This window comes from Halorubrum sp. SS7 (genome assembly GCF_005435055.1).
In the GTDB taxonomy this organism is placed as follows: domain Archaea; phylum Halobacteriota; class Halobacteria; order Halobacteriales; family Haloferacaceae; genus Halorubrum; species Halorubrum salinarum.
On the sequence record NZ_SGXV01000007.1, the window covers coordinates 122,125 to 136,300 of the forward strand.

The following is a 14,176-nucleotide window of genomic DNA, read 5'->3' on the forward strand; positions in this document are numbered from 1 at the left end:
GCGGCGTCACGCCCCGACGACCTGTATCGGGACGAGGAGGAAACAGAGCGCGCCGACGGCGAACGTGGCGAGGCCGACCGCGAGCCGCGGCAGTCCAACGCCGTCCTCGTCGGTCGGGTTCGCCGGGCCGTTGAACGCGATCACCGTCGCGAACACCCCCCAGAACGCCCACAGTCCGACCGACTCGTTCAGGCCGAGCCCCCGCCAGAAGTGGAGGTACGCGGCGATCCCGAACAGCGCGCCGGGGACGAGCGCCGCCACCGTCTCCTGTCGCGGCCCGAGCATCGCCCGGACCATGTGGCCGCCGTCGAGCTGGCCCACCGGGAGGAGGTTCAGGAGCGTGAAGAACATCCCGACCCAGCCGCCGATCACGACCGGGTGGGCGCTCAGCCGCGGGTCGCCGTAGCTCGTCGGCTGGCCGAGGACGCCGGCGATGAGGTCTAAAAGCGGCGGGTTGTTGAAGCGGATCACCGGCCCCGAGGAGTTCGCGAGCTCCGCCGGCACCCCGATCGGGTCGAGCGAGAGCCCGACGGCGGTCACGACGACCGTCGCGACCAGCCCCGCGATCGGTCCGGCGGCGCCGATGTCGAAGAGGACCTTCCGCGAGGGCATCCGCCCGCGGATCCGGATCACCGCGCCGAGCGTCCCGAACGGGAAGATGAAGGGGATCACGTACGGTAGCGAGACGGGGACGCCGTGGTACCGACCGGCGGCGTAGTGGCCGAGCTCGTGGGTCATCAGCACGCCGAGGACGGCGGCGGTGAACGGCCACGCCTGGAGCAGGGTGAGGGGGTTGGACTGTATCTCCGCGAGCGGGACGTAGTACCAGCCGTAGGCGCCGACGAACAGCGTCGACAGCACGGTGGCCGCGAACATGGCGACGTTCACCCAGGGGATCCCGTCGCGGCCGCGGTCGAACGGGGTCGCCACGACGACGTGCCCGTCGTCGACGGCCTCCACGTCGACCTCGTAGCCCGCCTCCCGGAAGTGGGGGGTCAGCTTCCGCAACAGCGTCCGCTCCGGGACGTACGACTCGCCGCGGTACCGCACGCGGCCGTCCTCGCGGCGGATCTCGTCGATCCGGAAGAACGTCCGGAGGGGCTCCGGACGCGGGGCGCCGTCGCCGGCCGCCGCCGCGTCCTCGTGTTCTGGCATCGTCACGTCGTAACTGGTCGGCGAGTATAAACCCCGCGTCGGCGGGCGAGCGAGCCGGAAACGGGGGACCGGTCGTCCGCCCGCCGGGATCGGCGGACGCGTGCGGGGTCAGAAAGCGCGAGTCGGGGACCGAACCGCGGGAACCGGTGCGGCGGTGCGCGTCGGGGGCGGTGCTGCGAGCGTCGGCCGGGGGACCGCGGGCGTCAGGCGGGCTCGACGCGCCAGGTCGTCGCGCCCGTGTACGACCACTTCTCGACGGTGAGCTCCGTCGCGGAGTCGCGGAGCTTCACCATCAGGGCGCCGATCTCCTTCGGGGAGAGGTCGACGTCCTCGGAGATGAACTTCCCCTTGAAGTACATCTCGCCGTCCTGGGCGCGGTCGAGCAGGTACTCCTTCAGCCGCTCTTCCTTGCTGCGGTCGTCGTTCGCGCTCGCGTTCGTGGAGGGGTTCGCTGTCGCGCTCATGGTACACCCCACGCTTGCCGCCGGAGGGTGTTATAAAGGTAACACCGTTGGGCGACGTTCAGGGGGTTTCAGGGCGTTTCACCGCTCGCTCCGAGGTAAAACGTGTCTGACGGACTCTTTATAACGGTTCCAGAACGCCGGAGAAATTTTATAATCGGTTTTGAGGGCGTTTCGGCTGCTGACCACTCGGTAAGTGAGTCACCCGTCCCCGCCGCGTTCGTCGGACAATTAGCGGCAAAATGGGCCGATTAACGCCGCCTCGGAGCACGGACGCGACCCTCGCGCACCCTCCGTGCGTCCTCTGCGGGCCCTCGCTCGGGCCGTTCGTAGCTGCGATCCGGGACCTGATCCCGCCGTCGCGCCGGCTCGGATTCCCTCCGACCGCCGCTCAGTCCCGCCGGTGGACCCAGAACGTCTCCGACTCCGTCGCCTCCTTCTTGAATATCGGCACCTCGTCTTTCAGGCGGTCGATCCCGTCCTCGACCGTCCGGAACGCCTCCCGCCGGTGCCCGGCGAGGACGACGACGAACACGATGTCCTCGCCCGCCTCGATCACCCCGGTGCGGTGGTGCATCCGCACGTCGAAGACTCCGTCGCGCTCCGCGAGCTCGTCCGCGATGGCGTCCATCCGCTCCGCGGCGACCCCCTCGTACTTCTCGAACGCGAGGTGGGTCGTCCGGTCGTCGTCCGGGTCGTCGCGGGCCCGCACGCGCCCGGTGAACGTGGCGATCGCGCCCGACCGCTCGGCGTCCGCCGACGCTTCGACGCGGTCCACCAGCGTCTCGCGGGTGATCCACGGCTCGGCCGCGTCGAGGTCGGCGACGAGCCCGTCGAGGTCGACCGCCTCGGCCGTCGCCGCGGTCGCGAGGACCGTCCCCGGCACGCTCTCGGGGTCCGGGTCGGCGCCGAGGAGGACCGCCGGCACGCGCAGCCGCGACTCGCCGACCGCCACGAGGTAGTCGTGGTCGGGTGCGAGCCCGTCGAGCAGGTCGTCGAACCCCTCGACGCGCCCCCGACCGCTCCAGTTCCCGTCCGCGTCGAACGCGATCTCGGTGTCGGCGTCGGGGCGCCCGGCGGGGTCGGCGACCCCGCCCTCGACCGCTCCGCCGTCGGCCGCCCGGTCGCTCGGGTCCGGTTCGGTCGGACCCGACTCGGTCGGGCGCCCCTCGTCCCGGTCGTCTTCGCGTTCCACGACGGCGACCCGTCCGTCGAGTCGCGCCGCGAGCCGGCGCGCCAGCGTCGGGGCCCCGTCGCCGACGATCGATATCGGTCGCATACCCGAGAGCGGGCCGCGACCGGCTTAGGCGTTTCCCGGTCGGCCCGGACCCGCGACCGCGGACGCTTCCGCCGCGTCCGGGCTTGGCAATCCTTAAGACCGCGACAGGGATACTCGTCGCCAATGAGAGTCGTCGTTTCTGTCGGCGGAAGCGTGCTCGCGCCGGACCTCGACCCCGAGCGCGTCGCCGCGTACGCCGAGGCGATCGAACGGCTGGTGGCCGACGGCTGCGAGGTCGGGGTCGTCGTCGGCGGGGGCGGCGTCGCCCGCGAGTACATCGAGACGGCCCGCGAGATCGGGGCCAACGAGGTCGAACTCGACCGGCTCGGGATCGGGACGACCCGGCTCAACGCCCGGCTGCTGATCGCCGCGCTCGGCGACCGCGCGAGCCTCGCGCCCGCGACAGACTACGAGGAGGCGGGCGCGGCCCTCCGCCGCGACGAGGTCGCGGTGATGGGCGGCGTCACCCCGGGACAGACCACCGACGCGGTCGCCGCCGCCTTCGCCGAGTCGGTCGACGCCGACCTGCTCGTGTACGCCACGAGCGCCGACGGCGTGTACGACGCCGACCCCAACGCCGACCCCGACGCGACCCAGTACGCGGAGCTGTCGCCCGCGGAGCTCGTGGAGGTCGTCCTCCCGATGAGCCGGGACGCGGGCGCGTCCGCCCCGGTCGACCTGCTCGCCGCGAAGCTGATCGACCGGGCGGGAATCCGGTCGATAGTGCTCGACGGGACCGACCCGAGCGCCGTCGTCGACGCCGCGCTGTACGGCGACCACACCGGGACCGACGTGGTCCCCGTCGACGGCGAGGAACCGAGCTTCTGGACGGAGGAGCGATGAGCGCGGACGACGCAGCGGACGGGGCGGCGGACGCCGGGAGCGCCGCGCCCGACGACTCCCCGCACATCCTCTCGGAGCAGGTCGCGCTCGACGACGAGGCAGCCGACGAGGGCGAGGGCGCGGCGGAGGGATCCGGCGAGGCCTTCCACGCCTTCTGGGCCGACGTGGTCGCCGACGAGGTCGAGGCGCGCGACCCCGACGAGCCGATCGTGATCAAGGGCGGCGTCTCGCCGTCGGGCGTCGCGCACCTCGGCAACTTCAACGAGATCATGCGCGGCTACTTCGTCGCCGAGGTGCTGCGCGACCGCGGCCGCGAGGTCCGGCAGGTGTTCACCTCCGACGACAAGGACCCGCTGCGGAAGGTGCCGCGCAAGCTGGCGAACGCCGACGGCGAGATCGTCGGGCTCGGCGAGGTCGACGCGGGCGCGCTCGGCCGCAACCTCGGAAAGCCGTACACTGAGATTCCGGACCCGTTCGGCGAGGCCGAGTCGTACGCGGCCCACTTCGCCGGCCTGCTGAAGGCCGACGCCGACCGCCTGAACGTCCCCGTCGAGATGCTGTCGAACACCGACCTGTACGCCGACGGGACGTTCGACGACGCGGTCCGGACGGTCCTCGGCGACGTGGAGCGCGTCCGCGAGGTGCTCTCGCCGTACCAGGACAAGGTCGACGACGAGTACGTCCCGTTCAACCCCGTCTGCGAGGCGTGCGGGAAGGTCACGGAGACGGTGACGGGGATCGACCTCGATCGTGAGACCGTCGAGTACGTCTGTACCGACATGGACGCCGGCGGCAACACCATAGAGGGGTGCGGCCACGAGGGCACCGCGACGTTCCGCGAGGGGAAGCTCCCGTGGCGGCTGGAGTGGCCCGCCCAGTGGGGCGTCCTCGGCGTCGACTTCGAGCCGTTCGGGAAGGACCACGCGGAGGGGTCGTGGCCCTCGGGCGTCGATGTCGCGCGGAACGTATTCGGCGAGGAGCCGCCCGTTCCCATGGTGTACGAGTGGTTCACGCTCAACGGCGAGGCGTTCTCCTCCTCGGAGGGGAACGTCGTCACGGTCCAGGAGCTGCTCGACCTGATCGAGCCCGAGGTGCTCCGGTTCTTCTTCGCGCTCCACCCGAAGAAGGCCCGCGACCTCGACGTCGAGCGGCTCGACCAGCTGGTCGACCGCTTCGACCGGTTCGAGCGCGCCTACTTCGGCGAGGTGGACGACGAGGACCTCACCGCCTTCGCCGAGCGCGCCTACCCGTTCGTCGTCGGGCGACCCGACGACCCGCCGACGGAGCGGCCGATCCGGCTCCCGTACACCTTCGCGGCCGTCCTTGGGATGGTCGACGACCCGGACTTCCGCGAGCGCCTCGCCCGCGACGAGGGGCACATCCCGGACGACGCCGACGACGACGCGGTCGACGCCGCGCTCGCCCGCGTGGAGCAGGCGCGAAACTGGGCCGAACGGACCGGCAACGAGTACGACTACCGGCTCCAGACCGACCTCCCCGCGGTCGAGTTCGACGAGGACGTGGCGGCCGCGCTCGACGACCTCGCCGACTTCGTCGCCGCCGGACACGACGGCGAGGAGATCCAGGGGGCGATGTACGAGACCGCGCGCGACCACGATGTCGAGGTCAGCGACTTCTTCGCGGCGGGCTACCGCCTCTTCTTCGACGACACGCAGGGGCCGCGGCTCGGCGAGTTCCTCGGCGAACTGGAGCGCGACTACGTCGTCGACCGACTCCGACGGGAGGCGTAGATGGCCGAGGACCGCTCGCTCGACGACTTCGCCGATGCGGCCGCCGACGCCGCCGACGCGTCGGATTCCGCTGACACGTCCGACGCCGACGACGCGCCCGCCTCGACCGACGCGGACGAAGCATCCGACTCGACCGACGCCGACCCCGCCGTCGCCACGTCGACGTGGCACGCCGACGGCGCGGCGTGCGACCGGTGCGGCGAGCGGATCCACCGCCGGTGGCGGGAGGCGGACGCCTTCGTCTGCGCCGACTGTGCCTCCTGGTGACGCGCTTACTGGGCGGTCAAAGCTTAAGCCGTCGGCCGTCGAGTTGTCCCGTGCGAGGAAAATTCACTGGAGATAAAATTAAATATAAATGAAATATAATCCGGAACTGCTCTACGGGCGGTCGGCGACGGCGCTCACGGCGGCGTACCTCTGCGTCGCGGCGGCGTTCGCGGTCGCGGTCGACCTCGCGACCGCGTCCGCGGTCGGATCCGTCGCCGACTGGACGCCGGCGCGCCTCGTCGGCGACCTGCTGCTCGTCGTCGGGTCCGGCGGGCTCCTGTACGGCGCGGTCACGCACCACCGCCGCCGGGCGGAGACCGCCCGCCGGGACCTCGAAACCTCCAACCAGCAGCTACAGGTGCTGAGCCGCGTGTTCCGACACAACGTGCGAAACGACCTCAACGTGATCCAGGGATACACTGACCTGCTCGCCGACCGGATCGACGACGAGCGGAGCCGGGAGTGCCTGGAGACGATCCGACAGACGACCGACGACGTCGTCGAGATCAGCGAGAAGCTCCGCGTCGTCGAGGACGCCTCGTCCGAGCCGCCGGACGGCCGCGTCGACCTCGTCGACGCGGTCCACGAGGCGGTCGAGGTCGTCGACGCCGACGGCGCCGCCGTCACCGTCGAGACGCCCTCCGAGGCGTGGATCCGCGCGGACGACTCGGTCGCGTTCCCGATCCGCGAGGTGTTCGAGAACGCGGTCACCCACAACGACGGGGCGACGCGCCGCGTCGCGGCCACGATCCGCGAGAACGGAACGACCACCTGTCTGGAGGTCACCGACAACGGCCCGGGGATCCCCCCGGACGAGCGCGCGGTGTTACAGGCCGAAGAGGAGACGCCGCTCTCGCACGCGAGCAGCATCGGGCTGTGGCTCGTCAAGTGGATGTGCGAGACGCAGGGCGGCACCGTCCGGTTCGACGCGACGGACGACGGGACCACGGTCCGGCTCCGGTTCGAGTCCGCGGCGCCGCCCGCTACTCCAGTTCGGTGATCGTGACGGCGTAGACGGCGCCGCAGTTCCCGCACTCGACGTGGACGCCGCGGCTGGCCTCGCCGCGGGTGAACTCGGAGATCTCCTCCGAACACGAGCACTCGAACTGGACTTTCATTACCGTAACACCGTCCTTCTGATATTTAAATGAAACCGATGCGGAATCAACGGTGAAAACCGCCGGTCGCGGTACCACGCCGCACGGTCGGGGACCGCGGTCGACCTCAGTCGTCGTCGACGATCACTTCGACCGGCCCGTCGCCGTCGTCCGCGGCGTCCTCGTCGGACCCGCCGGACGCGTCGACGCCGGCCGACTGCTGCTGGTAGTAGAGCCCGCCGGCGACCGCGAGGACGATCCACGACCGCCAGTTGGCGAGGTTCAGGGTGTATCCGATGCCGAACGGCTTCTCGACGAGCATCCCCTTGCCGGGCTGCCAGTACGACGACAGCAGGCGCCCGAGGCTCGGACGCTCGAAGTTGTACGGAATACCGAGAATCTCTCCCGACGACGGTTTGTCTCCCATACCAGTCCGTCTGTCCGCTGGCACTATAAATCGTGGCGCCATCGCTCGGCGAGCGCGCCGGCGCCGCGGCGGCGCCCCGACGCTCAGCGGTAGCGGCCGCGGTCCGCCACGTCCCGGAGCCGGTCGAGGACCTCGTCGTCGCCGACCGCCTCGTACCCCGCCTCGAACGCCGCTATCAGGGGGTCGGAGTCGGTCGCGGTCGCCCGGATCGACCCCTCGAACACGTGGAGGTCCATCGCGTGGTCCTCGACGTGGCCGGTGTGGAAGCCGAGCCCGAAGTCGATGAGGTACGTCGCCGGCGCCGGGGCGGGCTCGCCGTCCGCGGCCGCGCTCCCCGCCCCGTCGGGCGACACGCGTACGTTCCGCGTCGTCGGGTCGCCGTGGACGATCCCCGCGCCGTGGAGGCGGGCGAGGTGGCGACCGACCGCCTCGGTCGAGCGCTCGTCGAGCGCGGTCGCGAGGTCGCGCTCGCCGACGTACTGGAGCGTCAGCGTCGCGTCCGCGAGGTCGACGTCGTACACGAGCGGCGTCGGGACGCCCGCGCGGCGGGCCTCGCTCGTCAGCCGCGCCTCCGCGACGGTCCGGTCGCGCCTGAGCGTCCGGTCGAGTTCGGGGTGCCGGTACGACTTCTCGACCCGCCGCTTGACCACCCGACGGTCGTCGCCCGCGCCCGCGACCGTCACCGTCGCCTCCGCGCCGCGGCGGTCCGCGTCCGGGTCGCGCGCCGTCGCCGCGCCGCCCGTCGCTCCCCGCGCGACCGACTCGCCGTCCCGCCACGTCACCGGCACCTGGTCCGGTCGGAAGTTCGGGTCGACTGCGGACTCCAGGACCGGAATCGCGTCACCCGCCGCGGCCATCTTCGCGCCCAACACGGCGATCATCCCCGCGTTGTCGCGGAGGAAGCGGGGCTCGGGCGCGTGGAAGTCGGCACCGCGCGCCTCGCACATCGCGGCCAGCATCTCGCGGAGGCGGTCGTTCTGTGCGACGCCGCCGCCCAGCACCAGCTCGTCGGCGCCGGTCAGCGACAGCGCGCGCTCGGAGACCTCGGTGAGCATCGCGAACACGTGCTCCTGGAGCGAAAAGCAGACCTCCTCGACCGGGACCCCGTCGTCGGCGGCGTCGTTGGCGGCCGAGCTGATCCCCGAAAACGAGAAGTCCATCCCCTTGACGACGTACGGCAGGTCGAGGAGGTCGGGAGCTGAGTCGTCGCCGTCCTCGGCGAACTCCCCGGCCGCCGCCTCCACCTTCGGGCCGCCGGGGTGGCTCCAGCCGACGTGGCGCGTGAACTTGTCGATAGCGTTGCCGACGCCGGCGTCCATCGTCTCGCCGAGCACCCGGTACCGCCCGTCGTGGTAGCCGAGCAGGTGCGCGTTCGCGCCCGAGGCGTTCAGGCAGACGGGGTTGTCGAACCCGGAGCGGTGCCGACCGATCTCCAGGTGCGCCACCATGTGGTTGACGCCGACGAGGGGCACGCCGAGCGTCCCGGCGAGCGACCGCGCCGCCGTCCCGACGATCCGGAGGCAGGGGCCGAGCCCGGGGCCGCGAGAGAAGGCGACGGCGTCGACCGCGTCCGGTCCGTGTTCTGCCTCGACCGCGGTCAGGACGCGGTCGACGACCTCGGGGATCGCCTCCGACATGTGCTCGGCGGCCTCGCGCGGGTGAATGCCGCCGCTGTCGGGCTCGTAGGGATCGGACTCGATGAGAACTGAGTCGGTCTCGGCGTCGTACAGCGCGGCGCTCGCGCACCACGCGGTACCCTCGATGCCGAGAACGCGCATCCGGCGGGGTTACGCTTCCTCGGCGTCCGCCTCGTCGCCGCCGATCTTGTTGCGTTCGAGCATGTGGTCCTGCTCGACCTCCAGGGCGTCGGCCGCGGAGTCGTACACTTTCGCGTAGCCGATCGTCTTGCGCATGCCGAACTTCGTGTCGAGCTCGTGGACGACGACCTCCTCGGAGTCCTTGTCGAGCTTGGCGGCCAGCGAGTCGCGGACCGACAGCCGCGAGGGGGTGGCCTCCTCGTGGGTCGTCTCGAAACGGATGTCCGTGCGGTGCAGCATCGGGTTCTCCTCCTCGGAGATGATATCGACGTCCATGGTTCAGTTGGGCGTATATCCCCTCGAAAGCTGTAAAAGGATTTCGAAGCGGGGGTGTCGCCGCCGAACTCCCGGCCGACCGTCGACCGAGCGCCCCGTTCGGCGTCAGGGTTTCAGTCCTCCGGGCCGTGGGTTTCTTTACCACGCGAATGCCCGACGACGCCCGATTCGATCCGACCGACCGCTCGGAGTACGAACTCGTCCGGGCGGCGAACGTCATCGTCCCGATGTCGCCCCTTCGGAAGGCCCGGATCTGCGGCGCGCTGGCGCTCCTCGGCTCGCTCGCCGCTCCCCTCGTCGCGACTCTGCCCGCGGCCGTCCGGGAGGCGAACTTCTCCGGCCCGCCGGCCGCGACCCCCCTCGGCGTCGCGGCCGTCGCGCTGGCCGGCACCGTCGCGGCCGGCGGGGCCGGCCTCGGCCTCCTCGCGCTCCAGCGGCGCCTCGCGCGCGGTCCCAAGCCGAGCGGCGACGCCGTTTGGACGGTCCTCGCCGCCGAGGACGCGCTCACGGGGATCGGCTTCGTCACCGGCGGGCTCGGGGTCGGCGTCGGCCTCACGCTGCTGGCGAGCGGTCACTGGGGCGTCGGCGCGCTCGACGCCCTCCGGCGCAACGGCGTCGAGCCGTACCTCTCGGTCTCGACGGTCCCGGTCACGCCGCGACTGGTGACCGCCGTCGCGCTGGCCGCCGGGCTCGCCGTCCTCGGGGCCTCCGTCGTTGTCGACCGCGAGTGACGCCAACCGGCCGGGTCGGACTCACGCCGCGTCGGTGCCGTCGAACCCGTCCGGGTCGACGCCGAGGATCTCGTACGCGGCCGGGACGTCGCCGGCCAGGCCCTCGAACAGCTCCCGGGCCCGCTGCCGCGTCTCGGGCGTGACCGCGACGCGGACCATCCCCTCGCCGGGCTGGCCGTAGACGACGGTCGACCCGAGCGGCGCCGCGAGCATCGCCGGCAGCGCCGCCAGGTCCTCCTCGCCGGTCACCTCGATCGTCACCGGCTCGTCGGCCGCGAGCGCCTCGGCGAGCGCGTCGAGCAGCGCCGCCGACAGCGCCGCCGCCGGGTTCTCGACGGGGACGCGCCGCTCGTCCGTGGCCGCGAGCGCGGCCGCTATCTCCTCGCGGACCGCCTCGCGCTCCGTCTTCCCGTCGACTAGCGCGGCGTCCGGGACGCGGCCCGCCTCGCGGAGGTGATAGGTGACTATGTCGCCGACCGCGATCAGTCGCGGGGACCCCTCCGCGGGCGAGGCGTGTCGCTCGCGGGTCTCGTCGGCGGCCGCAAGGAGGGCGTCCGCGTCCGTCGTCACCGGGCCCAGCGGCTCCTTGAACGCGTCGCGCAGCGATTCGGGCAGCGTGAGAAGCGGGTCGGATGCGTCGCTCATCGGCCGTCGCCTCGGAACGGGTGGTTACCGGACCTTCAGCGCGTACGCGCCCGCGTCGGAGACGTTCATCTCCTCCGCGATCTGGCTGTCCGCGGGGTCGGTGACGATGACGTAGCCCGCCCAGTCCTCCGTCAGCGACGAGGACCCGCAGAGCGCGCAGGTCTGGGCGTCCGGGTCGTTGACGTGGTGGCACTCCCGACACGCCAGGCGGTCCTCGGCCATCAGTCGGCCTCCTCACCGGTCTGTTCGCGGTGTTTCCGCTGCCCTTCCAGCCACTCGTGTTTGCCGAGGCCGGGCTGTTTCGCCGTGAGCCCGATCTTCGAGTCGCGGGGGTTGCGCTCGTCGATGCTCTTCGTCACGACGCGGACGCGGACGGCGTCGTCGACGCCGAGCGTCTTGTCGGAGTCCGACGAGGCGAGCTGCTGGTTCGCGCCGTCGAACGTGAGGTACTCGTCGGTGATCTGCGAGACGTGGAGCAGCCCGTCCACCGGGCCGATCCCGACGAAGGCGCCGAACTCGACCGTCTCCACGACGGTGCCGTCGGCGACCTCCTGCATGTCGGGGTCGTAGGTGAGCGCGTCGAACTCCGCCTCGTAGTAGACGCCGGGGCGGTTGTGTAACACCGCGCCCTCGCCGATGTCGTGAACCTCGATGACGCTCACGACGCTGCCGACGTCCTCGTCCATCCGTCCTTCCAGCTTGTCTTGGAGCAGGGCCTTCACCCGCTCGTCGGTGACGTCCGCCAGGTGCTTCGGCGGGACCTCGACCGTGTCCTTGAGTCGAACTCGTTTGTACATGTTGTTGGTTGTCCGCGGCCGCTAGGGTTCCGTTATCGCCAGTGTGTTCCGACCCCTTAAACCGATTACTGGTGCGTCCGCGGCCAGCACCCGGTTCGCGAGGGGTCCGTCGACCGTGACGACGGCGTCGACCCGGCCGGCCGCGGCCAGGGCGACGAGCGCGTCGTCGGCGTACGATTCGTCAGTCTCCACCGCCTCCGCCCGCTCCGCGAGGTCCGCCCCGACGCTCGCGGCGGTCGCCTCCGCGCCGTTGCCGCCCTGGAGGCCGTCGAGCTCCGCGAGCACCGCCGTCGGCACCACGGCCTCGTAGCCGCCGAGGACCCGGTCCAGCTCCTCGAACAGCCGGAGGTCGGCCTCGACCGGCGCCATCAGCGCGCTCGTGTCGAGCGCGACGACGGGCGCGCCGCCGAGGGCCTCGGTTCGGGCGTCGCCCGCGGCCGGGGTCTCCGGACCGTCCGCGCGGGCGTCGTCGGCCACGCTACGCCAGCGTCCCGACGCCGATGAGCCGCCAGCGCGCGCCGACGCGCCGGTTGATCGCGATCTGGGCGCCCTCCTCGGCGCAGACGGGGCGCTTGAGGCTCACCTCGCACTCCCCGTCGCGCGCGCTCGTCACGGCGCCGACCGTCGTCGCCGTGCCGACCGTGAGCATCAGCGGCTCGCCGGTGCTGATCTCCTCGATGTCGCTCTCGCCGCTCTCGTCGTCCTCCTTGCCGACGACGCGGTCGAGGAGGTCGACCTTCATCTCGAACTCCTCGCGGGTCGGCGGGAGCGTCCCCGGCTCGCCGGCGACCTGCCCGGCGAGGGCGTCGCCCTTCGTCAGGCTCGGGTCGAGCCCGGTGCCGACGCCGAGGAGGCCGCCGGGGTGGGCGGTGTCGACGTCGCGGTTGCCGGCCTGAAGCGACCGGACGGTCGTCTCCAGCGGTCGCCACTCGGTCTGCCCCTCCTCGTCGACCTCGCGGCCCGGCCGGATCTCTAAGCCGTCGCCGACGGACAGCTCGCCGCTGACGAGCGAGCCGCCGACGACCCCGCCCTTGAGGTCCTCGGCGCTCGCGCCCGGCCGGTTGATGTCGAACGAGCGGGCCGCGTACATCCGGGCGCTCTCGCCCGGGTCGCGCTCCGGCGTCGGGATCTCGGACTCGATGGCGTCGATGAGGAGGTCGAGGTTGACCTCCTGCTGGGCCGAGACGGGGACGATCGGCGCGTCCTCCGCGACGGTGCCCTCGACGAACTCTCGGATCTGCTCGTAGTTGTCGACGGCGCGGTCGCGGCCGACCAGGTCGACCTTGTTCTGCGCGATGACGATGTTCTCGATCCCGATGAGATCGAGCGCCATCAGGTGCTCTTCCGTCTGGGCCTGCGGGACGTCCTCCGTCGCGCTCACGACCAAGACCGCCCCGTCCATGATCGAGGCGCCCGAGAGCATCGTCGCCATCAGCGTCTCGTGACCCGGCGCGTCGACGAACGACACCGTCCGTATCGGCTCGCTCTCGGAGCCGTCGTCGCACTCCTCGTCGACGGTGTAACACTCGGGCTCGTCGACACCGGGGCAGCGTCGGAACGTCGCGTCCGCGTACCCCAGCCGGATCGAGATACCGCGTTTCATCTCCTCGCTGTGCTGGTCGGTCCACGAGCCGGACAACGCCTGTACCAGCGTCGTCTTCCCGTGGTCGACGTGACCGACGAGACCGATGTTCACCTCCGGTTGTGTGTTGGCTTCAGTCACTGTTGGACCTCCTAACGGAGTAGTCTTATGCGAATTTCGCCCCGTGCGAGTGATAAAGTTGCTGTTATAGGTGCGAGAGACGCCCGCGGGGGAGCCGACGGCGACCGCCCGACTCCGTCCGGTTCGGGGCCGCGGCGGTCGCGGTCTCGCCGTTCACCGCGCGACCCGACACCCGGGTCGCGAACGAGCGCCGTCGGCGTCGGCGTCCTTCGACGCCGATTTACGCCTCACGCGGTAACGCGGACGCGTAATGGGATACGCGTGCCCCGTCTGCGACACGCCGCAGCGCGACGGCGAACACCTCGCGCACCACCTCGCGTTCACGGCGATGCTCCACGGCGGCGACCACGAGTCGTGGCTCGACGAGCGCGTCGACGACTGGAGCGACCGGGAACCGGCCGAACTCGCCGCCGAGGTGACCCCGCACGCCGAGGACGCCGAGTACGACGAGGTGTTCGAGGACACTGTTCCTCGCGGCCGCCCGGACGTCGGGATGGGGTCGGGCGGGAGCGCGTCCGGCCACGATCACGCCGGCCACGAACACGGCGCCCCCGCGGACGCCGGCGTGCCCGCCCCCGAGCAGGTCGACGACCCCGAGGTCGCCGAGGCGCTGCGCGAGGCGCGCGAGATGACCCGGAAGGCCGCGGCCGACGCGGACGCCGACCCCGCGACCGACGACGACGGCGACGCGTAGCGGAACGCCCTTCCCCGCCCCCGGCCAACCGCGCGTATGGAGACCAGAGGCACGTTCGCCCCCGAGACGCGCGCCGAGGCGCTCGAACGGTACGAGGAGGTCGGCCCCGTCGCGCAGGTCGTCGTCCGCGAGGCGACCAAGGCGATGTCGTTCGACGCCGACGAGTACGACGAGCGCGTCACGCCCGAGGTGATCCGGACCGCCCGCGACGCG

Annotated in this window: 19 protein-coding genes; 7 read left to right on the top strand and 12 right to left on the bottom strand. The window is 71.6% G+C overall.

Annotated features, from left to right (window positions below):
• Positions 1-6: 6 nt before the first annotated feature.
• The 3 genes from EXE44_RS09575 to EXE44_RS09585 form a co-directional block, all read right to left on the bottom strand.
• Positions 7-1,155, bottom strand: coding sequence for a site-2 protease family protein (locus EXE44_RS09575; RefSeq protein WP_137716957.1), 1,149 nt, complete (start codon positions 1,153-1,155; stop codon positions 7-9).
• 203 nt (positions 1,156-1,358) lie between these two features.
• Positions 1,359-1,619 (bottom strand): hypothetical protein, encoded by a 261-nt coding sequence (locus EXE44_RS09580; RefSeq protein WP_121563028.1) that lies wholly within the window; start codon positions 1,617-1,619, stop codon positions 1,359-1,361.
• Positions 1,620-2,007: 388 nt separating this feature from the next.
• Positions 2,008-2,895 carry a molybdopterin synthase gene (locus EXE44_RS09585; RefSeq protein WP_137716958.1) on the bottom strand — a complete coding sequence of 296 codons (888 nt, stop codon included), beginning with the start codon at positions 2,893-2,895 and terminating at the stop codon, positions 2,008-2,010.
• 123 nt (positions 2,896-3,018) lie between these two features.
• On the opposite strand from EXE44_RS09585, the gene pyrH reads away from it, so the two are divergent.
• The 4 genes from pyrH (at position 3,019) to EXE44_RS09605 (ending at position 6,756) form a co-directional block, all read left to right on the top strand.
• The gene (gene pyrH, locus EXE44_RS09590) at positions 3,019-3,738 is read left to right on the top strand and encodes a UMP kinase (RefSeq protein ID WP_137716959.1); all 720 of its coding nucleotides are present in this window, start codon (positions 3,019-3,021) and stop codon (positions 3,736-3,738) included.
• Positions 3,735-5,489 carry a lysine--tRNA ligase gene (gene lysS / locus EXE44_RS09595; protein WP_137716960.1) on the top strand — a complete coding sequence of 585 codons (1,755 nt, stop codon included), beginning with the start codon at positions 3,735-3,737 and terminating at the stop codon, positions 5,487-5,489. Before pyrH ends, lysS begins: the two co-directional genes overlap by 4 nt.
• The gene (locus EXE44_RS09600; protein ID WP_137716961.1) at positions 5,490-5,756 is read left to right on the top strand and encodes a hypothetical protein; all 267 of its coding nucleotides are present in this window, start codon (positions 5,490-5,492) and stop codon (positions 5,754-5,756) included. It begins immediately after the preceding gene.
• Positions 5,757-5,844: 88 nt separating this feature from the next.
• Positions 5,845-6,756 carry a sensor histidine kinase KdpD gene (locus tag EXE44_RS09605; protein WP_137716962.1) on the top strand — a complete coding sequence of 304 codons (912 nt, stop codon included), beginning with the start codon at positions 5,845-5,847 and terminating at the stop codon, positions 6,754-6,756.
• On the opposite strand, the gene EXE44_RS21915 is transcribed toward EXE44_RS09605, so the two are convergent.
• The 4 genes from EXE44_RS21915 to EXE44_RS09620 all read right to left on the bottom strand — a co-directional run bounded on the left by EXE44_RS21915 (position 6,740) and on the right by EXE44_RS09620 (position 9,373).
• Positions 6,740-6,874 carry a hypothetical protein gene (locus tag EXE44_RS21915; protein ID WP_017343858.1) on the bottom strand — a complete coding sequence of 45 codons (135 nt, stop codon included), beginning with the start codon at positions 6,872-6,874 and terminating at the stop codon, positions 6,740-6,742. The genes EXE44_RS09605 and EXE44_RS21915 overlap by 17 nt on opposite strands.
• A 106-nt stretch (positions 6,875-6,980) precedes the next feature.
• On the bottom strand, positions 6,981-7,280 hold the full coding sequence (locus tag EXE44_RS09610) for a DUF5808 domain-containing protein (protein WP_121563022.1): 300 nt from the start codon (positions 7,278-7,280) through the stop codon (positions 6,981-6,983).
• Between the two features lie 83 nt (positions 7,281-7,363).
• Entirely contained in the window at positions 7,364-9,058 is a 1,695-nt protein-coding gene (locus tag EXE44_RS09615) for a bifunctional N(6)-L-threonylcarbamoyladenine synthase/serine/threonine protein kinase (RefSeq protein WP_137716963.1), read from the bottom strand.
• 9 nt (positions 9,059-9,067) lie between these two features.
• Complete coding sequence (locus EXE44_RS09620; protein ID WP_004597313.1) at positions 9,068-9,373, bottom strand: 30S ribosomal protein S24e; 306 nt, start codon at positions 9,371-9,373, stop codon at positions 9,068-9,070.
• A gap of 149 nt (positions 9,374-9,522) precedes the next feature.
• Here EXE44_RS09620 and EXE44_RS09625 point away from each other — a divergent pair, with 149 nt between their 5' ends.
• On the top strand, positions 9,523-10,104 hold the full coding sequence (locus EXE44_RS09625) for a hypothetical protein (RefSeq protein WP_137716964.1): 582 nt from the start codon (positions 9,523-9,525) through the stop codon (positions 10,102-10,104).
• Positions 10,105-10,125: 21 nt separating this feature from the next.
• Here EXE44_RS09625 and EXE44_RS09630 read toward each other — a convergent pair whose 3' ends face one another.
• The 5 genes from EXE44_RS09630 to EXE44_RS09650 are packed head-to-tail and all read right to left on the bottom strand — an operon-like array spanning position 10,126 to position 13,269.
• The gene (locus EXE44_RS09630; RefSeq protein ID WP_137716965.1) at positions 10,126-10,749 is read right to left on the bottom strand and encodes a GTP-dependent dephospho-CoA kinase family protein; all 624 of its coding nucleotides are present in this window, start codon (positions 10,747-10,749) and stop codon (positions 10,126-10,128) included.
• A 24-nt stretch (positions 10,750-10,773) separates the two neighbouring features.
• Complete coding sequence (spt4, locus tag EXE44_RS09635) at positions 10,774-10,971, bottom strand: transcription elongation factor subunit Spt4 (protein WP_053770568.1); 198 nt, start codon at positions 10,969-10,971, stop codon at positions 10,774-10,776.
• Positions 10,971-11,546 (bottom strand): DNA-directed RNA polymerase, encoded by a 576-nt coding sequence (locus EXE44_RS09640; RefSeq protein ID WP_004597309.1) that lies wholly within the window; start codon positions 11,544-11,546, stop codon positions 10,971-10,973. Before EXE44_RS09640 ends, spt4 begins: the two co-directional genes overlap by 1 nt.
• 21 nt (positions 11,547-11,567) lie before the next feature.
• Positions 11,568-12,023 carry a PIN domain-containing protein gene (locus EXE44_RS09645; protein WP_137716966.1) on the bottom strand — a complete coding sequence of 152 codons (456 nt, stop codon included), beginning with the start codon at positions 12,021-12,023 and terminating at the stop codon, positions 11,568-11,570.
• Between the two features lies 1 nt (position 12,024).
• Positions 12,025-13,269, bottom strand: a complete 1,245-nt coding sequence (locus EXE44_RS09650) for a translation initiation factor IF-2 subunit gamma (RefSeq protein WP_137716967.1) — start codon at positions 13,267-13,269, stop codon at positions 12,025-12,027.
• A gap of 250 nt (positions 13,270-13,519) precedes the next feature.
• Between EXE44_RS09650 and EXE44_RS09655 the strand changes: the two genes are divergently transcribed.
• A complete protein-coding gene (locus EXE44_RS09655; protein ID WP_137716968.1) occupies positions 13,520-13,963 on the top strand; it encodes a DUF5810 domain-containing protein in 444 nt (147 codons plus the stop codon).
• A 36-nt stretch (positions 13,964-13,999) separates the two neighbouring features.
• Positions 14,000-14,176: DUF5809 family protein (locus EXE44_RS21360; RefSeq protein ID WP_241991810.1), on the top strand; the 177-nt coding region annotated here is incomplete at its 3' end.